Origin of the sequence: Streptomyces sp. SKN60 (assembly GCF_026236535.1) — a bacterium.
GTDB lineage: Bacteria > Actinomycetota > Actinomycetes > Streptomycetales > Streptomycetaceae > Streptomyces.
Window position 1 is genome coordinate 130,121 of record NZ_JAHTMW010000011.1, and the last position, 19,029, is coordinate 149,149.

General features: G+C 73.6%; 16 protein-coding genes. 10 read left to right on the forward strand and 6 right to left on the reverse strand.

The window, feature by feature from the left end; translation table 11 throughout:
- Positions 1 to 260: 260 nt before the first annotated feature.
- Positions 261 to 887, reverse strand: coding sequence for an XRE family transcriptional regulator (locus KV205_RS20000; protein WP_265865810.1), 627 nt, complete (start codon positions 885 to 887; stop codon positions 261 to 263).
- 152 nt (positions 888 to 1,039) lie between these two features.
- Between KV205_RS20000 and KV205_RS20005 the strand changes: the two genes are divergently transcribed.
- Both KV205_RS20005 and KV205_RS20010 read left to right on the forward strand, forming a co-directional pair.
- Entirely contained in the window at positions 1,040 to 1,447 is a 408-nt protein-coding gene (locus KV205_RS20005) for a YciI family protein (protein WP_265865811.1), read from the forward strand.
- Positions 1,448 to 1,451: 4 nt separating this feature from the next.
- Positions 1,452 to 2,597 carry an RNA polymerase sigma factor gene (locus KV205_RS20010; protein WP_265865812.1) on the forward strand — a complete coding sequence of 382 codons (1,146 nt, stop codon included), beginning with the start codon at positions 1,452 to 1,454 and terminating at the stop codon, positions 2,595 to 2,597.
- 28 nt (positions 2,598 to 2,625) lie between these two features.
- Here the strand turns inward: KV205_RS20010 and KV205_RS20015 are convergent, their stop codons facing one another.
- Positions 2,626 to 3,168: a hypothetical protein gene (locus tag KV205_RS20015; RefSeq protein WP_265865813.1), complete on the reverse strand. Its 543-nt coding sequence runs from the start codon at positions 3,166 to 3,168 to the stop codon at positions 2,626 to 2,628.
- Between the two features lie 394 nt (positions 3,169 to 3,562).
- Between KV205_RS20015 and KV205_RS36325 the strand changes: the two genes are divergently transcribed.
- Complete coding sequence (locus KV205_RS36325; protein ID WP_374214696.1) at positions 3,563 to 4,444, forward strand: M20/M25/M40 family metallo-hydrolase; 882 nt, start codon at positions 3,563 to 3,565, stop codon at positions 4,442 to 4,444.
- 10 nt (positions 4,445 to 4,454) lie between these two features.
- Here the strand turns inward: KV205_RS36325 and KV205_RS20025 are convergent, their stop codons facing one another.
- Complete coding sequence (locus KV205_RS20025; RefSeq protein WP_265865814.1) at positions 4,455 to 5,102, reverse strand: ClpP family protease; 648 nt, start codon at positions 5,100 to 5,102, stop codon at positions 4,455 to 4,457.
- Between the two features lie 276 nt (positions 5,103 to 5,378).
- On the opposite strand from KV205_RS20025, the gene KV205_RS20030 reads away from it, so the two are divergent.
- Positions 5,379 to 6,404 carry a LacI family DNA-binding transcriptional regulator gene (locus KV205_RS20030; protein WP_265865961.1) on the forward strand — a complete coding sequence of 342 codons (1,026 nt, stop codon included), beginning with the start codon at positions 5,379 to 5,381 and terminating at the stop codon, positions 6,402 to 6,404.
- Between the two features lie 78 nt (positions 6,405 to 6,482).
- On the opposite strand, the gene KV205_RS20035 is transcribed toward KV205_RS20030, so the two are convergent.
- Positions 6,483 to 9,278 (reverse strand): glycosyl hydrolase, encoded by a 2,796-nt coding sequence (locus KV205_RS20035; protein WP_265865815.1) that lies wholly within the window; start codon positions 9,276 to 9,278, stop codon positions 6,483 to 6,485.
- Between the two features lie 332 nt (positions 9,279 to 9,610).
- On the opposite strand from KV205_RS20035, the gene KV205_RS20040 reads away from it, so the two are divergent.
- The 4 genes from KV205_RS20040 to KV205_RS20055 all read left to right on the forward strand — a co-directional run bounded on the left by KV205_RS20040 (position 9,611) and on the right by KV205_RS20055 (position 14,413).
- A complete protein-coding gene (locus KV205_RS20040; protein ID WP_265865816.1) occupies positions 9,611 to 10,933 on the forward strand; it encodes an extracellular solute-binding protein in 1,323 nt (440 codons plus the stop codon).
- A 134-nt stretch (positions 10,934 to 11,067) separates the two neighbouring features.
- On the forward strand, positions 11,068 to 12,021 hold the full coding sequence (locus KV205_RS20045; RefSeq protein WP_265865817.1) for a carbohydrate ABC transporter permease: 954 nt from the start codon (positions 11,068 to 11,070) through the stop codon (positions 12,019 to 12,021).
- Positions 12,018 to 12,926, forward strand: a complete 909-nt coding sequence (locus KV205_RS20050; RefSeq protein WP_265865818.1) for a carbohydrate ABC transporter permease — start codon at positions 12,018 to 12,020, stop codon at positions 12,924 to 12,926. The genes KV205_RS20045 and KV205_RS20050 overlap by 4 nt, the downstream gene beginning before the upstream one ends.
- 83 nt (positions 12,927 to 13,009) lie before the next feature.
- Positions 13,010 to 14,413, forward strand: coding sequence for a GH1 family beta-glucosidase (locus tag KV205_RS20055; protein WP_265865819.1), 1,404 nt, complete (start codon positions 13,010 to 13,012; stop codon positions 14,411 to 14,413).
- Here KV205_RS20055 and KV205_RS20060 read toward each other — a convergent pair.
- Both KV205_RS20060 and KV205_RS20065 read right to left on the reverse strand, forming a co-directional pair.
- Positions 14,400 to 15,356, reverse strand: coding sequence for an endonuclease/exonuclease/phosphatase family protein (locus tag KV205_RS20060; RefSeq protein ID WP_265865820.1), 957 nt, complete (start codon positions 15,354 to 15,356; stop codon positions 14,400 to 14,402). The genes KV205_RS20055 and KV205_RS20060 overlap by 14 nt on opposite strands.
- On the reverse strand, positions 15,353 to 16,066 hold the full coding sequence (locus tag KV205_RS20065; RefSeq protein WP_265865821.1) for a DUF2993 domain-containing protein: 714 nt from the start codon (positions 16,064 to 16,066) through the stop codon (positions 15,353 to 15,355). Before KV205_RS20065 ends, KV205_RS20060 begins: the two co-directional genes overlap by 4 nt.
- A 193-nt stretch (positions 16,067 to 16,259) precedes the next feature.
- Between KV205_RS20065 and KV205_RS20070 the strand changes: the two genes are divergently transcribed.
- Positions 16,260 to 16,787, forward strand: a complete 528-nt coding sequence (locus KV205_RS20070) for an NUDIX hydrolase family protein (RefSeq protein WP_265865962.1) — start codon at positions 16,260 to 16,262, stop codon at positions 16,785 to 16,787.
- A gap of 136 nt (positions 16,788 to 16,923) precedes the next feature.
- Positions 16,924 to 19,029: a DUF4139 domain-containing protein gene (locus tag KV205_RS20075; RefSeq protein WP_265865822.1), complete on the forward strand. Its 2,106-nt coding sequence runs from the start codon at positions 16,924 to 16,926 to the stop codon at positions 19,027 to 19,029.

Sequence of the window (19,029 nt, forward strand, 5' to 3'; positions counted from 1 at the left end):
CGTACCCGAGGACATGTGGTATCGCTGAGGCCGGAACCGCGTCGGGTATCACCTCGAGCCCCGCTCGTCGCAGCGGTCTGAGTACCTTGCGATACCTCTCCTGCCGGCCCAACCCGTTACCCCCCGTCACCCTACGACCTGTTCGGCCTGATCGTGCCGTGCTCAGCCTATGGCCACGATCGACCGGACAGGTCCTAGCGGGCCACGCCGGACGCGTCCCGCCCGGTGAACAGTGCCCGCCGTGCCGGAATCCGCATCAGCTAGTGCGCACTGCCGTCGTCGAGGCCGGCGATGACTCGGACGTCCGCTTCGGACATGCCCAGAACCTTGGCGATCTCCTGGGCAAGAAGTGGCTCCGGATTGTGCTGTCCGCTGCGCAGCATGTGGATGGTGGACATCGATCGTGCGGTTTCCCGTGCCATCACCTTGACCGGAATCCCGCGCAGGTCCATCAACCCGGTGAGCACCCTTGCGAACGGATGCGGCTCCAGCTGCCCGGCAGGGGCGGCGGCCGGGCCGAGCACCACGTCGCCGATCTTGGCTTGGAATCGGATCAGCCGATCACCCGCAAACCCGACCTTCGCGACGAAGGGCAGTTCCTCGTCACCGCCGGAACCGACCGTGCCCGGCACGGACACCTCGGTAAGCCGGGACGGGTGACCGTGATGATCGCTCCCGATCTCCAGGGGGAGCCCCGGCTCGACGTGGCTGACCTTCCAGTCACGGTTCCACCAGGGAAGGCCCTGCAGCACCTCGGTGAAGAAGGGGGCCAGAACGGTGACATCCACCGGGTCCGGAGGGTTCTTCTGGCCTCCCCAGAGGACACCGGGCCAGTACGTCAGTGCTGCGATCACGTCGGCGGTCAGCGTGCGGTCGGCTGTCTCCATGGGCGTACTCTCCCACCGGTCGACAGGGCGATCCGGAGGCCCGGAGCGACGCCGGGAAAAAATCTTGGCCAGTGATGTCGAGAACGCGTGGCCGGCTCCGTCCCCGGTGTGAACGCGACCAGAATGGTCGCACCGCACCGAGGAGAGAGATCATGGCCAAGTACCTGCTTCTGAAGCACTACCGCGGCGCTCCGGACGCGGTCAACTGCGTCCCCATGGACCAGTGGACGCCGGACGAGATCACGGCTCACATGCAGTACATGCACGACTTCGCGGCGCGCCTGGAGAAGACCGGCGAGTTCGTCGACGGGCAGGCGCTGGCGCCCGAGGGGGCGTGGGTGCGGTACGACGGGGAGGGGCGGCCGCCGGTCACCGACGGGCCGTTCGCCGAGACGAAGGACCTCATCGCGGGGTGGATGGTGATCGACGTCGACTCGTACGAGCGGGCGGTCGAGCTCGCGGGCGAGCTGTCGGCGGCGCCGGGGGCGGGTGGGGAGCCGATTCACGAGTGGCTGGAGCTGCGCCCCTTCCTCGCCGCGCCGCCCACCGTCACGGACTGACCCGATGGACGAGGGACTGCTGCGCCGTCTGACGCCGGGCGTGCTCACGGTCCTCGTCCGCCGCGGAGCCGATTTCGCGGCGGCCGAGGACGCTGTGCAGGACGCGTTGGTCGAGGCGGTGCGGGTGTGGCCGGCCGAGCCGCCGCGCGATCCGAAGGGCTGGCTGGTGACGGTGGCCTGGCGCAAGTTCCTCGACGCGACGCGGGCGGACGCCGCCCGGCGGCGGCGCGAGGAACGGGTGGAGGTGGAGCCGGAGCCCGGGCCCGCCGCGCAGGCGGACGACACGCTGCGGCTCTACTTCCTGTGCGCGCACCCGTCGCTGTCGCCGTCGTCGGCGGTCGCGCTGACGCTGCGCGCCGTGGGCGGGCTGACGACGCGGCAGATCGCGGCGGCGTATCTGGTGCCCGAGGCGACGATGGCGCAGCGCATCAGCCGCGCCAAGCGGACGGTCTCGGACGTGCGGTTCGACCGGCCGGGGGACGTCGGGACGGTGCTGCGGGTCCTCTATCTGGTGTTCAACGAGGGCTATTCGGGTGACGTCGACCTCGCCGCGGAGGCGATCCGGCTCACCCGGCAGCTGGCGGCGGCGATCGACCACCCCGAGGTGGCGGGGCTCCTTGCCCTGATGCTGCTCCATCACGCGCGGCGGGCGAGCCGGACGGGACCCGACGGCGGTCTCGTACCGCTCGCCGAGCAGGACCGGCGCCGGTGGGACACGGCGCTGATCGCCGAGGGGGTGGAGATCCTGCAGAGGGCACTGGCTCGCGACCGGCTGGGCGAGTTCCAGGCGCAGGCGGCGATCGCGGCGCTGCACGCGGACGCGCCGACGGCCGGGGAGACGGACTGGGTGCAGATCGTGGAGTGGTACGACGAGCTGGCGCGGTTCAACGACAACCCGGTCGTCCGGCTCAACCGCGCCGTCGCCGTCGGCGAGGCCGACGGTCCGCGCGCGGGCCTCGCCGCACTCGCGGACCTGGACTCCGCGCTGCCCCGGTACACCGCGGCCGCCGCCTACCTCCACGAGCGCGCCGGCGACCTGACGACGGCGGCGCGGCTGTACGCCGACGCGGCCCACCAGGCGCCGAACCTCGCCGAGCGGGACTATCTGACCCGTCAGGCGGCGCGGCTGAACACCCGGCTGCGGGGGTGACGGCGGGGCCGGCGGAGTACGTACCGGATCAGGTCCCCGGGCCCGGCTCCGGCGCCGGGGCCTGCTCCCCGTCCGTCCCCCTGCTGCGCAGCAGCGCCCTGGCCGCCTCGACGGCCTCCGCCTCCAGGACCTCCACGGCGCCCCCCTCCCCCCACGACTCCTCCCAGGAGTCGAGCGCCACCGAGCAGTGGATCAGCGCGTCCAGCTCTTCGGGGCGGCCCAGGTCGTCGGCGATCTCCGCCCGGATCAGGTACGCGCCGGAGGCGGCGTCGAGCGAGCCGTCGACCATCTGCTCGGCCGTCCAGAGGGCGAAGGCCCAGGCGGCGGCCCGGGGCTCCGCGGGCGCGCGGAAGGTGAGCCCTAGTTCGTCGAGGACCCGTTCGAAGAGCTCCGGGGCCTCGGGCTCCTCGCTCCGCAGGAGGCCGGCGAGCTCCGGCAGCGACGGGCTGTCGATGCCGGCGAGCAGCGCGTCCAGGCCCGCCTGGATGAGCTGGTCGGAGCCGGCGTGCCGCCCGAAGGCTCGCAGCCGCGCCAGGTGTCCGAATCGGGTGAGGGCCGCGGCCTGGTTCATCACGTCGGTCTTCTCCGGGTGGCGGTGGGCAGGGACGTCCGACCCTCGCACATGCGAGGCTTGCTCCCGCGCAGCCGTCCCCGAGGAGGAAGCATGCGGCGGACACCGGCCGACGTCGGAGCCGTGGTCGAGCTCGCGCAGGAGCTCGTGCGGCGGCCGAGCCGGGGTGGGGTCGACCCGTACGGGCCGGTGCTCGGAGTCCTCGAGCGCCGGCTCGGGGAGCGGGGGTTGCCGCACCGCCGGCTGCGCTCGCCCGCCGGGGAGGTCGTCGGGGTGCTCGTCGAGGTCCGGGGCGGGCGGCCGGGGCCGTGGTGGGTGCTGGACGCGTGTGTGGACACCGCACCGTTCGGGGACACCGGTCGCTGGTCGTTCTCGCCCACGTCCGGGGAGGTGCGTGACGGGTGGCTGCTCGGGCGCGGGGCGGCCGACTCGAAGCTGGCCGCGGCGCTGTTCTGCCACCTCGCCGCCGATCTCGCGCCGCGCGGCGGAGGAGTTCGCCGGCGGGCTGGCCGTTCTGCTCGACGTGGACGAGCACACGGGCGCCTTCGGGGGCGCCCGCGCGTACCTCGCCGATCCGCGGACCCCGAAGCCGGCCGGGGTGATGATCGGCTATCCGGGGCTTGACGAGGTCGTCGTGGGCGGGCGCGGGCTGTGGCGGGCGACGCTCACGGTGTACGGCGAGGCCGGGCATTCCGGTGCGCGGCGGACGGGCGTCGGGGCGATCGGGCGGGCCGCGCATCTCGTCGGTCTGCTCGACGCCGCCGAACTGCCCGGCCCGGACCGGGACTCCGGCTTCCCGCTCGGTCCGAAGCTGACGGTGACCGCGTTCCACGGCGGCGAGGGCTTCTCGGTCACCCCGGACCGGGTGGACGTCAGCGTCGACGTGCGGACGACGCCGGAGTTCGGCGCGGGGGCGGCCGCCGGTCTCGTACGGCGGGAGGTCGCCGCGCTCGATGCCGTACGGCCCGGTCCGCGGCCGACCGGGATCGCCGAGGTGGCGGACTGGCCGGCGTACCGGCTCGACGCCGGGCGGCAGCCCGCGGCGGCGCTGCTCGGTGCCGCGCGGGACGCCGGGCTCGTGGTGCGGGCGAAGACCGCGGGGCCGTCGAACATCGGGAATCTGCTCGCCGGTGCGGGGATCCCGGCGACGGCCGGGTTCGGTGTCCCGTACGAGGGGCTGCACGGGATCGACGAGCGGGCCTCGCTGGCCGAGCTGCCGACGGTGTACGCCGTGTACCGCCGGGCCGTGCTCGACCTGCTCGGCGCGGCGGACTGACCCCGGTCGGTCAGGGCGCGGGCGGGGCGGTGTCGAGGACGCGGTCGATGAGTCCGTACTCCATGGCCTCCGCCGGGGTGAGCCAGCGGTCGTCGGCGAAGTCCCGTACCACCTGGGCGACTTCGCGGTGGGTGAAGCCCGCGAGGAGGTCGGCGACGCGGTCGCGGCTGTAGCGCAGTTCCTCGTGACGGGTGCCCTCGGCGGTGCCGGTGGGCGGCTGGGCGAAGTCCGGCAGGTGGAGCATCATGCGGGCGTTGGGGAGGGCGTAGCGCTTGCCGGGGGTACCGGCGGAGACGAGGAACTGGGCCATCGAGGCGCAGTAGCCCAGGCCGATGGTGACGACGTCGTTGCCGATGTGCCGCATGACGTCGTAGATCGCCATGCCGGCGGGGACGGATCCGCCGGGCGAGTTGATGTAGAGGGTGATCGGGCGGTCGTTCTCGGCGGCGAGGAGGAGCAGCTCGGCGGTGACGCGGTCGGCGGTCGCGCCGGTGATCGGCTCGCTGATGTGGAGGATGCCGTGCCGCAGCAGGCGCTCGACGACGGGGTCCGGCTCGGGAGTGCCGGAACCGCCGGCGCCGCCGGAAGCACCCGTATCGGAACCGCCGGAGGTGCCCGTACCGGGACCGCCGGTCGGCTCGTCGGGGGCAGGGGTCATACCGGGGGTTCCCTCCTGCGGCGCGGGGCGGGGCGGGCGGAGCGGGGGTGGGCGAGGGCCCGGACGGCGGGGCGAGGGCCCGTACCGCCCTCGTGCGGCGTACCTCTGCAGGCGTTCCCTGCGCTCCGCCCGGCATCACAGCCGCCAGCCGATCGGAGTAGCCGCGCGGAGTGCGCGCCCCGCATTCTGGGAGCGCTCTCAGAGCCTGCCGTGCAGCGTCTATCCTGATCGGCGTCGGACCGGCCGTGCGGAACGGAGGAACGGGGAGTGCCTGCCTTGCCCGAGGAGACCACGGAGTCGTCCCGCCCCACCCTGGAGGCCGTCGCGGCGCGGGCCGGGGTGTCCCGTGCGACGGTCTCGCGGGTCGTCAACGGCGGCGCGGGCGTGCGGCAGCCGCTGGTGGACCGGGTGCGCGAGGCGGTCGAGGAGCTCGGCTACGTACCGAACCAGGCCGCGCGTTCCCTGGTGACACGGCGGCAGGGCGCGGTCGCGGTCATCATCGCCGAGCCGGAGTTCCGGATCTTCTCCGATCCCTTCTTCGAGCAGCAGGTGCGCGGCATCAGCCGGGAGCTGACCGCCCGTGACACCCAGCTGGTGCTGCTGTGGGTGGAGGGTCCCGGGGACCACGGGCGGATCGCGCGCTATCTGGACGGCGGGCATGTGGACGGGGCGCTCGCGTTCTCGCTGCACAGTGACGACCGGCTGCCGGCGCTGATCGCGCGCAGCCGCGTCCCCGCGGTGTTCGGGGGCCGGCCGGCGGCCTCGGGGCCGGCCGTGCCGTATGTCGACTGCGACAACCGGGGCGGGGCGCGGGACGCGGTGCGGCACCTGGTGTCGCTGGGACGGCAGCGGATCGCGCATCTCGCGGGGCCGCGCGACCAGACCTCGGCGCTCGACCGGATCGCCGGGTATCACGACGTGCTGGTGGACGCCGACCCCGAGCTGCTGTGCCAGGGCGACTTCACCCGGGAGAGCGGGGCGCGCGCGATGGCCGAGCTGCTCGACCGGCGGCCGGACGTCGATGCCGTCTTCGCGTCGAACGACCTGATGGCGGCGGGCGCGCTGCGGACGCTCCGCGAGCGCGGGGTCCGGGTGCCGGAGGACATCGCGGTGGTCGGTTTCGACGACATGGAGTCGGTGGTGCGGGAGACCGATCCCGCGCTGACGACGGTCCGTCAGGACATCGAGGGCATGGGGCGGTTGATGGTCCGGCTGCTCATGCGGCTGCTCGACGGGGCGGCGGACGCGGCGACGGCGTCGGTGATCACGGAGACGCGTCTGGTGCGGCGGGCCTCGGCCTGACGCGCAGGGACGGAAGGGCGGCGGCGCGGCCACCGAGGCCACGCCGCCGCCCTCCTCACAGGGCCCGAAGGCCCCGTCTCAGTCGTACGGGATGACGAGGACGGAGTCCGCCGCGCCGGTCCGCAGCCGGGAGTCGGCGTTGCCGATGGCGCTCCAGACCTCCAGGCGTACGGTGCCGCCGGTCAGGTTGCCGAGGGTGCCGGTGGCGGTCTGCAGGCCGCGGTTCTGGTTGTACTCCTCCCAGCCGGTCACCGGGTCGGTGGCGAAGTAGTGGTAGGTCTCGGTGCGTTCGAAGGTGCCGTCGCCGGTGAGGTCGTAGCTGATCCGGACCTGCTGGCCGAGGCCGACGGCGGTGCCGGCGTCCACCGGGAGCCGGAAGGCGGTCGAACCGCCCGCCCTGAGCGTGCCGTTGACGCCGCGGGCCTCGTAGACGAGCGGGCGGTAGGGGGTGCCGTCGTGGTTGGTGCCGCCGGCCGAGGGGATGGTGTCGCTGCCGGGCGTGCCGTCGGTGGCGGTGGTGAGGGTGCCGCCGGAGCGCGGGCGGAAGGTGTTGCCGGTGGACGGCTGCGGGTCGGGGTCGGGGTCGGGGTCGGTACCGCCGGTGCCGGTTCCGGTGGCGGTGGACCGGGCGGGGACGGTGAGGGTCTTGCCGTCGGAGAAGGTGACGGTGCGGGCCGTGGCGCCGTGGTTGTGGGCGGCGTAGGTGCGGACGCCGTTCTTGGTGAAGACGGCGGAGGTCGGCAGATCGCCGGTGACCGACGGGTCGGGGGCGCCGAGGGCGTCGAGGGTGGTGATCCAGTGGTAGGTGTGGGCCTTGGACTCGCCCGCCTCCGGGGTGTACGCGGCGTTGCCGGCGTCCCACTTGGCGCGGGCGGTCGCGGGGTCGGCGAGCGACTGGAACTCCCAGAGGATGTCGCGCCATTCGACGGCGGGGCCGCCGTTCTCGCGTTCCATCTCGGCGATGTTGCGGCGGACGGCGTCCTTGCGGGCGGCGAGCTGGAGCGAACCGCCGGTCACCGGAAGGACGTTGATGCCGTGGATCTCCTCGGGGTTGGCGGTCCACCAGGTGGAGTAGGCGGCGCCGCTCCCCCACACCATGCCGACGGTGTCGTGGGCGAAGGAGCCGGGGAAGACCTGCTGGTCGGCGTCGAACCAGTACTGGGCGACGGCCTCGCCCTCGGTGGCGAGGAGATAGCTGCCGAGGTCGCGCAGGGTGGTGTCCCCGGTGGCGGAGCCCCACAGCACGAGCGCGGCGCTGAGGTTGGTGGACTCCGAGGACGATTCCTGGTTGTTGCCGGCGGCGAACCCCTGGTGTCCGGAGGCCCAGCTGTGGCCGGCGTAGACGTCGAAACCGCGCAGGAAGGGGAAGGCGCCGTCGGTGCGGCTGGGGTTGGCGGTGTCGCGGATCAGCGTCTTGACCATGCCGCCCCAGGCGGAGTCGGCGGCCCAGCCCGGGTCGTACTGGGCGACGATCGCTGCGGCGAGGACGTAGTAACCGTAATGGAAGTGGTGGTCGTTGAGTTCGGTGTCGCTGCCGTACGAGGCGGGGTAGCCGATCAGGGTGCGCCAGTTCTGGTCGTACGCGAACTCGTTGGCGCCGCCGGCCGTGAACCAGTCCTGCAGGCGGCCCTTGAGGAGGGCGAGGAGCCGGTCACGGGTCGCGGTCTCGCCGATCTGGTCGGCGACGGGCACGAGTTGGGCGAGCCGACCGAGGGCCTTGCCGGTCCAGTAGGTGTCGACGGCCCCGTTGAGCGGGTCGGCGGAGTTGACGACCTCGTTCAGATGGCCGCGCAGCCGGGCGGTGTCGACGGCGTCGGTGCGGGGCAGCGAGGGCAGGACGGGGGCGGCCTTCTGGACGGTGGTGAAGGCGGTGGCCTCCCGGACCTTCATCGTGCCGCGCGGGGAGACGTACGTGTACGGGGTGAGGGCGTCGGTGGTGTGCAGCCACTGGTGGCGGTAGAGGGCCTGGAGGGTGCCGCGTTCGGTGCCCTCCTTGGCCTCGGTGGTGAGGGTGTAGGTGGCGCGGACGATGCCGCCGGTGGCGCTCCAGTCGACGCGGGAGCCGGTGACGAAGCTGAAGGCGTACTTCCGGTAGGTGGCGAGCGCGTCGGTGGAGGGCAGGACGGCGACGGAGAAGTAGTTCCTGCCGCCGAGTCCGGCGCTGATGGTGCTGCCGCTGACGGTCCAGTCGCTGCCGGTGGGTGCGAACAGGGCGTAGTGGTGGCCGGCGACGGTGATGCCGAGGACGTTGCCCTGGTCGGCGAAGACGGCGGGGGTGCCGGCCGTGGTGACCTGGGCGTTGCCGCCGGTGCCCTGGGCGTACACGAAGGGGCTGCCGTGGCCGATGGTGGTGCGCAGGGTGCGGGTGCCGTCGGACCAGTAGGGGGTGACGGTCCAGTCGGACCAGGCGTCGGCCCTGGTGTCGGGGGCGTTGAGCCCGGCGAGGCCGACGGTGAGGTCGCGCTTGTGGGCGAACTCGTACTGGCGCCCGTCGCCCACGATCGCAGGGCTGGTGGGGTAGCCGATGTCGAGGCCGCCGGCGGTGGCCTGGTAGGTGAGCGGGTGCCCGTACATGGGGGTCGACCAGGGGTTGTCCCCGTAGCGCTGGAAGGCGAGTGAGGACCACCAGTCGTTGGTGGGGACGGGTTTGCCCTGGGCGGCCGCGGTGACCTTGGGGGTGACCGGGGTGCCGGTGTTGGTGGTGGGGCCGGAGGCGCCGGCCGGGCGGGTGTCGGAGTAGCTTCCGGCGCCCACGGGGACGGTGGCGGCGGCCGCGGGGGCCGCACCGGGACCCAGGCCGTATGCGGCGAGGGCGGCGGCCAGGGTGGTGGCCAGGAGGAGCGAGGCGCCGGAGCGCGGGTGGGGGACTCGCATGGGGAAACACCTCGGGTCGGCAGGTGGGGTGACGACGTGCGGGTGACGACGTGCGGGTGGCGACGTGCGGGTGGCGACGTGCGGGTGAGGGCAGGTGAGTGAGGGCAGGTGAGAGCGCTCTCAGACGGCTCGAAACGTAGGGCGCCTCGAACAGTGGTGTCAATACATGACGCAACATCTGAAGTCCGTGCGGTTTCAGGGCCGTTACGCGTTCGACTCTTGACGGAAAGCGCCCGCCACGGGCACGCTCCCCTCGCAGCTTGAGAGCGCTCTCAGGCGCACGTTCGTCATCACGCTTTCTCGTTCGGTCCCGAAGCCAAGGGAGACTTCCCATGCCCACTGCCCGAGCCGCCGGAAGAACCGCGGGAGCCGCCGGCAAGGCCGCCCTCCGCCTGGGGGCGGTCGCGCTCGCCGGGGTCCTGCTCGCCGCCTGCGGAGGTTCGCCGGACGGCGCCTCCGACAGCGCGGGCGGCGAGGTCACGCTCACCGTGGACCTGTTCGGTTCCTTCGGCTATCAGGAGGCCGGGCTCTACGCCGAGTACGAGAAGCTGCACCCCGGTGTGACCATCAAGCAGACGGACACCGAGGACGAGGCCGACTACTGGAAGTCCCTGCAGACCCGGCTGGCCGGCGGCGGCGGTCTCGCCGACGTCCAGGCCGTCGAGGTGGGGCGGATCGCCTCCGTCGCCCAGCAGCAGGCCGACCGCTTCGAGGACCTGCGCAAGCACGGCGCGGACAAGCTCAAGAGCCAGTTCCCGGAGGCCAAGTGGGCGGCCGCCACCGGGAAGAACGGCGAGGTGCTCGGCCTGGGCACGGACGTCGGCCCGGAGGCGATGTGCTACCGCAGCGACCTCCTCGCCGCGGCCGGCCTGCCCACCGACCGCGAGGAACTGGCGCGCAAGTGGTCCACCTGGGACGGCTATCTCGACCTCGGCCGGCAGTACAAGGCGAAGGCCCCGGCGAAGAGTGCCTGGCTGGACAGCGTCGGCAGCCTCTACTCGGTGATGATCGGCCAGCAGAAGGAGCGCTACTACGACGCCTCCGGCAAGCTGATCTGGGACACCAACCCGGCCCTGAAGACCGCCTGGGACACCTCCGTGACGGCGGCCCACGACGGGCTCAGCGCCAAGCTGGACCAGTGGTCGCCGCAGTGGAACCAGGCCTTCACCGCCGGCTCCTTCGCCACCCTCCCCTGCCCCGCCTGGATGCTCGGCTACATCAAGGGCCAGGCCGGTGACGCGGGCAAGGGCAAGTGGGACATCGCGAAGCTGCCCGGCGGCGCCGGCAACTGGGGCGGCTCCTACCTCACCGTGCCGCGCGCCGCGAAGCACAAGAAGGAGGCCTACGAGCTGATCGCCTGGCTCACGGCACCCGCCCAGCAGGCCCGGCTGTTCCAGAAGCAGGGCAGCTTCCCCTCCGCCACCGCCGCGATCGCCCAGATCGCCGGCGCGACCGACCCGTACTTCTCCGGCGCGCCCATCGGCAGCATCTTCGGCGACGCGGCGAAGGCCGCCCCCGTGCAGGTGCTCGGCGTGCACGACCAGAACGTGGCCCAGCAGATCACCAACGCCCTCGGCGAGGTCGAGCGCAAGGGCACGGACCCCGAGGCCGCCTGGGCGAACGCCAGGAAGGGCGTCGAGAACACCATCGGCTGAGCCGCGTCCGCTCTCCCGTCCGCTCCCCCTCCCCCGTCCGGCGCCCCCGGCTCCGGCTCCGGCCCCCGCCCGCCCTCCCCCGGGCGGGGGCCCCGCCCCTCCCGCCCGTCACCCCTCCCCCGAAGGGCCGCACCGTGACCCTGACCGCACCGACGACCACCGGACCGAGGGCGGCGAGCCCTCCGCCCGCGCTGCGGCGCGCCTGGCGGAAGGCCTCCCCGTACGCGTACCTCGCGCCCTTCTTCACCCTCTTCGCCGCCTTCGGGCTCTTCCCGCTGCTCTACACGGCCTTCGTGTCGCTGTACCGGGTGGAGCTGCAGACGCCCGGCGAGATGGAGTGGCGCGGGCTCGGCAACTACACCGCGCTGCTGGGCGACACCTACTTCTGGACGGCGCTGCGCAACACGTTCACCATCGGGGTGCTGTCCACCGTGCCCCAGCTGGTGATGGCGCTGGGTCTCGCCCATCTGCTCAACTACCGGTTGCGCGGGCGGACGTTCTTCCGCACGGCGATGCTGCTGCCGTACGCGACCTCCGTCGCCGCCGCGACGCTCGTCTTCGCGCAGCTCTTCGGCCGTGACTTCGGCCTGGTCAACGTCGCGCTCGGGCTCGTCGGGATCGATCCGGTGGACTGGCAGACCGGCACGGTGGCCTCCCAGGTCGCGGTCTCCACGATCGTGATCTGGCGCTGGACCGGCTACAACGCGCTGATCTATCTGGCGGGCATGCAGTCCATTCCCCGGGAGCTGTACGAGGCGGCGGAGATGGACGGGGCCTCGCGATGGCGCCAGTTCTGGCATGTGACGCTGCCCGGGCTCCGGCCCACGATCGTGTTCACGGTCGTCGTGTCGACGATCGGCGCGACCCAGCTCTTCGGCGAACCGCTGCTCTTCGAGGGCTCGGTGTCGGGCGGCATCTCGCACCAGTACCAGACGCTCGGGCTCTATCTGTACGAGCAGGGCTGGGGCTTCTTCCACCTGGGGCGGGCGGCGGCGATCGCCTGGGTGATGTTCCTGCTGATCCTGCTGGTGGTCGGGGCCAACGCCCTGATCGTACGGCGCCGTTCGCGCAAGGAGGCCGGCCGATGACCGCGCTCGCCGCACCGCCCCCGCCCGTCCGGGAGCCCGCCCCCGACCGCGCCGCCCGGCGTGGCCCGCGCCGCTCGGGCGCCGGCCGGACCCTGCGCGGCGGGAAGCTGGCGTACGTGGTCCTGAGCCTCGCGGTCCTCGTCTCGGCGTTCCCGTTCTACTGGACGCTGGTGGCGGCCAGCCGCTCCAACGCCGACCTGGCGAAGGTGCCGCCGGCGCTGCTGCCCGGCCCGAACCTGGCCCGCAACATCCAGGCGGTGGCGGAGGAGGCCGACATCGGCAAGGCGCTCCTCAACTCCCTGATCGTGTCCGGGTCGATCACCCTGGGCACGGTGCTGTGCTGCACCCTCGCCGGGTTCGCCTTCGCCAAGCTGCGCTTCCGCGGCCGGGGCGCGCTGCTCGCGGTCACCGTCGGCACCATGATGATCCCGCCGCAGCTCGGCGTGATCCCGCTCTTCATGCTGATCGCGAAGCTGCAGTGGGTGAACCAGCTCCAGGCCGTCATCCTGCCCGGCCTTGTGTCCGCGTTCGGCGTGTTCTTCATGCGCCAGTACCTCGTGCAGTCGCTGCCGGACGAACTGATCGAGGCGGCCCGGGTCGACGGCGCCTCCACCGGCCGGATCTTCTGGTCGATCGTGATCCCGATCGCCCGGCCCGGCATGGCCGTGCTCGGCCTGCTCACCTTCATGACGGCCTGGAACGACTTCTTCTGGCCGGTCGTCGCCCTCTCCTCCTCGGAGCCGACCGTGCAGGTCGCGCTGCGGCAGCTCGGCGGCGGTTACGTGAACGACCAGTCCGTGATCATGGCGGGCACGCTGCTCGGCACCCTGCCCGTACTGCTCGTCTTCGGCCTGCTCGGCCGGCAGATCGTCGGCGGGATCATGCAGGGCGCGGTCAAGGGCTGACCCGCGCGCGACGCCCGCCCGCGCCCCCCTCTCTCTTCCGTATCACATCGGCCTTCTCTTCTCTCTCCGGGAGTCGTGTCCTCATGACCATGCCGCTCCGCTTCCCGCCCGGGTTCCGCTGGGGCACCGCCACCGCCGCCTACCAGATCGAGGGAGCCGCCCGTGAGGACGGCCGTACGCCGTCCATCTGGGACACCTTCAGCCGCACGCCGGGCCGGGTCCGCAACGGCGACACCGGCGACATCGCCGCCGACCACTACCACCGGACGGCCGAGGACATCGCGCTCCTTCGCCGGCTCGGCGTGACGGACTACCGCTTCTCGATCGCCTGGCCGCGCGTGCAGCCGACGGGCCGGGGTCCGGCCGTCCAGAAGGGCCTGGACTTCTACCGGCGGCTCGCCGACGAGCTGCGCGAGGCGGGGATCCGGCCGGTGGCCACCCTCTACCACTGGGACCTGCCACAGGAGTTGGAGGACGCGGGCGGCTGGCCGCAGCGGGAGACCGCGTACCGCTTCGCCGAGTACGCGGGCCTCGCGGCCGAGGCGCTCGGCGACCGGGTGGCGACCTGGACGACGCTCAACGAGCCCTGGTGCGCCGCGTTCCTGGGGTACGGCAGCGGGGTGCACGCCCCGGGCCGTACGAGCGATGTCGCCGCCATGCGCGCCGCCCACCACCTCAACCTGGCACACGGCCTGGCGGTCGGCGCGCTGCGCGCCGCCCTGCCGACGGCCACGGCCGCCGAGGTGTCGCTCACCCTCAACCTGCATGCGGTGCGCGCGTCTTCGGACGTTCCGCGCGACCGTGACGCGGCTCGCCGGATCGACGCGGTCGGCAACCGGATCTTCCTCGACCCGGTGTTCCACGGGCGTCTGCCGAAGGACCTGGTCGAGGACACCGCAGCGGTGACCGACTGGTCCTTCGTGCGGGACGGGGATCTCGCGACGGCGGCCGCGCCGATCGACTCGCTCGGCATCAACTACTACTCCCCCACCGAGGTCGCCGCCGCCGGTCCCGGTGCTGCCGACGACTCCGGGGAGCCGTCGCCGTGGGCGGGCGCGGAGCGGCATGTGCGGTTCGTGCCGGTGGCCGGGCCGCGGACGGCCATGGACTGGCCGGTCGACGCGGACGGACTGTACGAACTGCTCGTACGGCTGCGGGACGAACTGCCGGGAGTGCCGCTGCTCGTCACGGAGAACGGCGCCGCGTACGACGACTACGCCGACCCGTCCGGCCAGGTGAAGGACCCCGAGCGGGTGGCGTATCTGCACGCCCATCTGGGCGCCGTGCACCGGGCGTTGGCGGACGGGGTCGATGTGCGCGGCTACTTCCTGTGGTCGCTGCTCGACAACTTCGAGTGGGCGTACGGATACAGCAAGCGGTTCGGGATCGTGCACGTCGACTTCGCCACGCAGCGGCGCACGTTGAAGGACAGTGCCCGCTGGTACGCGGATGTCATCGCCCGCGGCGGTCTGCTCACGCCCAGCTGATGCGGGCGGCGACGGGCAGGTGGTCGCTGCCGGTGGCGGGCAGGGTGCGCACGTGCCCGACGGTGCCGGCGCGGGCCATGACCTGGTCGATCCGCGCCACCGGGAAGGCGGCGGGGAAGCTGAGGGCGAAGCCCCGTTCCGGCACGTTGAGGCGGGAGGTGAGCGGGGCGAGGCCGCGGTCGTCGACGGTGCCGTTGAGGTCGCCGAGCAGGACGACCGCGCGCTGCTCCTCGTCCGCGATCGCCCGGCCCAGGAGCCGGGCGCTCTCGTCGCGCCAGGCGGAGGCGAAGCCGCGTACCCCGATCCGTACGGAGGGGAGGTGGGCCACGTACGCGGCGACGACGCCGTGCGGCGTGCGCACCTCGGCCCGCAGTCCGCGGCTCCATCCCTCGGTGATCTCCCGGGGTTTGATGTCCACCGGCCGGACCCCGGTCAGCGGATGCCTCGACCACAGGCCGACGGTGCCCTGGACGGCGTGGTACGGGTACGCGGCGGCCAGGGCCTGCTCGTAGGCGGGCAGGGCCGCCGGCAGCAGCTCCTCAAGGGCGATGAGGTCGGGCTGTGCGGCGGCCAGGGCCCGGGCCGTGCCGGCCGGGTCGGCGTTCTCGTCGCTGACGTTGTGCTGCACCACGGTCAGGTCGCCCGGCCGGGCGTCCGGCGCGGGCAGCCACAGCCCGGCGAAGAGGTACGTCCAGGCCGCCACCGGAAGCAGCAGGGCGACCAGGGCGGGCACGGATCGGCGCAGCAGGGCCCAGGCGAACAGCGCCACGATCACCAGGCCGAGCCACGGCAGGAAGGCTTCGAGCAGGCTGCCCAGGCGTCCCGGGGTGTTCGGGACCACCCGGTGGCAGGCGAGGAGCGCCCCCGCCAGCACGGCGGCGACGGCGAGGCCCCGGCCCCGCCCCCGGCCCCGGGCGGGTGTCCGGCCCTTGGTGCGGGTCATCCGCCGAGGACGACCTGGTGGCCGGTCAGTTCGAACTCGACGCCGTCCGCGGTGGAGCGGACGGCGGTGATGTTGATGTTCTGCGGGAGCGGGATGCGCCAGGTGTACGGCTGGGGGGCGAGCTGCGGGACGCGGAGCTCGAACTCGTCGGCGGCCACCGAGATGCTCGCCGCGGTCTCCGTCGTCCGCCCGTCCTTGGTGCCCGTCACGCGCAGCGGCGCCTCGGTGGCGGTGTTCCCGCCGGAGGAGGCGGTGGGGTCCTGCTTGACGGTGAGGGCGCCGCCCTGGTCGGTCAGCCGGGACAGGACGCCGGACAGGGCGTCGTAACCGATCGTCACGCGGCCGGTGACCAGGTTCGCGTCGACGCGGCGGGAGGAGATCGAGCCGGCGGACAGGTCGTGCAGGTCCAGTTCGAGCCGGCGGATGGTGAGGTGGTCGCCCTGGGCGTTCGTGGTGGTGTTGACCGAGAAGTCGCCCGCGGTCAGGGTGACGTGGTCGAACTCGAGGGAGGCGGCCTGGGTGAGGAACGGGAAGCCGTGGATCGACAGGTCGACGGAGCTGTTCGTCGAGTTGCTGTAGCCGTACTTCTCCTGCGCGAGGGCGACGGCCTCCTTCTCCGCGTAGTGCACGGCGATCCGGTCCACCGCGACGAACAGCCCCGCGAGTATGACGAACACGATCAGCAGCACCTTGACCCAGCGCCGTCCCATCCCCGTACTCCCCCGTTTCGCACCGCGCCCCCGACGGGCCCGGCTGGTCACCGGCCACACGGCCGGGCCTCGATCCTATGTCGCACGGGTGTGGCGCGAGTGACGTGGGGGAATCGATGGCATCCACCCGCCCGGCAGGCGTGTTTCCCGAGACGCGGCGCGGCCGGGAAAGTATGATCAAGCGATGTCTGACATGACCGAAACCACGCCTGGCTGGCTGTCTGCGGACGAGCTGAACACCGCCCGGGGCAGCATGCCGATCCTGTACGTCGAGGCCGTGCCCGTGCGCGTGGACGACAGCGGCGAAGTCACCAGCATCGGCCTGCTCCTGAGGATCGGCGCGGACGGCACGATCAGCCGCACGCTGGTCTCCGGCCGTGTCATGCACCACGAGCGGATCCGCGACGCGCTGCTGCGGCACCTGGAGAAGGACCTCGGCCCGGTGGCCCTGCCCCGGATCCCGTCGTCCCTGCAGCCGTTCACGGTCGCCGAGTACTTCCCCACGGCCGGCATCACCCCCTTCCACGACCCGCGCCAGCACGCGGTCTCGCTCGCCTACGTCGTCCCGGTGACGGGCGACTGCCGGCCGCGCCAGGACGCCCTGGACCTGGTCTGGTTCACCCCCCAGGAGGCGGCGTCGGCGGCGGTGCAGGGCGAGATGCCGGGTGGGCACGGGGCGCTGCTGCGGCAGGCGTTGGCGCACGTGGGACTCGCGTTCTGAGCCCGTCACCCCGCTGAGCTGACGTGAGGACGGCCGCGCGCGGCCCGTCGAGGTCGACGCCCGGCTGTCCGGTCCGGCTGTCAGTGGGGGCGCGTACGCTTCGGCGCAGGGTTGGAACGGCGTTCGGGGGCAGGGCATGGCACTGGGGACGGAGCACGACTGGGCGTCGGTGCTCGACGGTGTGGTGGTGTACGCGCAGGGGGCGTTGTGCACCCGGCTGGCGCGGGGCGCGGTCCCGGCCGGGGGCCGGGTGCGGGTGACGGGGCTGCCCCGGGTGGCGGACCCGGCCTCGCTGCGGGTGCGGGTGGTGGGCGGCTCGGGCGTGCGGGTCACCGAGGCGCGCGTCGAGGTGGCGGCCGAGCCGGTCGCGGACGGCGGCGGGGACGCGCTGCGCCGCGAGGTGGAGCGGCTGCGCGAGGCGCGGGCGCTCGTGCGTGCGCGCCGGGACCGCCAGTCGGCCCTGATCCAGGAGGTCGCGGCGCTGCGTCCGGTCGCGCCGCCGCGCCGGCGGGACGATCCGCGGCCGCACCGGCCGGCGCCGGTCGAGGCGTGGCTGGACCTCACGGAGTTCGTGGACGGGCGGCTCGCCCGCCTGCACGCCCGGCTCACCGAGTTGGAGGAGGAGGCCCTGGACCTCGACCATCAGGCGGAGGTCCTGGAGGAGCGGATGGCGCGCGCCTCCGACGCCCGTCCGGACGCGCACGTGGACACCACGGTGAGCGCCGTCCTCACCCTCGACGGCCCGGTCGGCCGGGAGGTCGAGCTGGCGGTGGAGTACGGGGTGCCGGGCGCCGTGTGGGTGCCGTCGTACCGGCTCGACGCCCGGCAGGGCGACGGCGTCGGACGGCTGGTGCTGCGGGCCTCGGTCGCGCAGCGCACCGGGGAGGACTGGACGGGGGTACGGGTCGCGTTCGCGACCGCCGATCTGCGCCGTCGCAGCGATCTGCCCCGGCTCGCCTCGATCCGCATCGGGCGCAGCCGGCCCACGCCGGCGCCGGCGGGGTGGCGTGAGCCGCCGGCCGGGCTCGGCGATCTGTTCTCCGGATACGACGCGACGGGCCCGCGACCGGCCTCCGGCGGCCTGTTCGGCCGTCCGGTCGCGGCCGGGGGCGGGGCCGGGTTCGGCGCCCGGCCCGCGGTCGCGGGCGCGGTCGCGGCCACCCCGCCCGTACCACCGCCTGCCGCCGTGATGCCACCGCCGCCGCCTCCGGCGCCGGGCGGTCCGCAGGCGCCCGGTGCCGCGCCCCGCGCGGCGTACGGCGGCAGCCCGTACGGTGGCGCGTACGGTGCGCCCCCGCCGACGCGCGGGATGCCCGCCCCGGCGGCCCCTGCGCCCGCGCCCGTCGCGGCGGCGCAGGTGGCCGAGCCCGTGACCGGACCGCCACGGCCCAGCGGTGCCGAACTCGACTACGCGGCGCTGGTGCTGAGCGGCCCCGACGCGCCGGCGGCCCGCCGGGGGCGCCTGTTCCCGGGGACGGCGGCGGCCGATCCGGTGGCCGCCGAGTACCGGCAGCGGGCCGAGAGGGTCGCGTCGCTGCCGCTGCCCGGGCACGCCGCGCGGCCGCGCGCCTCGGCCGGTTCCTTCGACCACCGCTACGACGCGGCGGCCCGCGCGGACATCCCGTCCGACGGCACCTGGCACACCGTCACCGTCGGGGAGATCACGGTCGGTCTGCGCACGGAGTACCTGTGCGTCCCGTCCGTCGAGCAGACCGTGTACGCGACGCTGGTCCTCTCCAACACCAGCGGACAGGCCCTGCTCGCCGGCGGGATGGAGGTGGCGGGCGGCGACGGACTGATGGTGACGGCGGCCCTGCCCACGCTCGCGCCCGGCGGCGAACGGCGCGTGGGCCTCGGCCCGGCCGACGGGATCCGGGTGACCCGGCGCACCCAGCTGCACGAGTCGACCGCCGGTCTGCGCGGCGGCACGATGGTGCTCGACCACCGGGTGCGCGTCGAGCTGGCCAACACACTGGCCCGGCCGGTCACCGTCGAGGTCCAGGAGCGGGTGCCGGTCAGCTCCGAGGCGGACGTGAAGATCCAGGAGCGGGCCGACTGGACCGAGCCCGCGCGCCCCGGGGACGGGGTCTCCGGGGCCGGCCCCGAGCCGGAGACGCTCGCCCCCGGCACCCGCCTGTGGCGGGTCGACCTGCCCGCCGGTGCCACCACCGCCCTCGACGGCGGCTACGAGATCCGCATCCCGGCCGGCAAGACCCTCGCCGGCGGCGACCGGAGGAGCTGA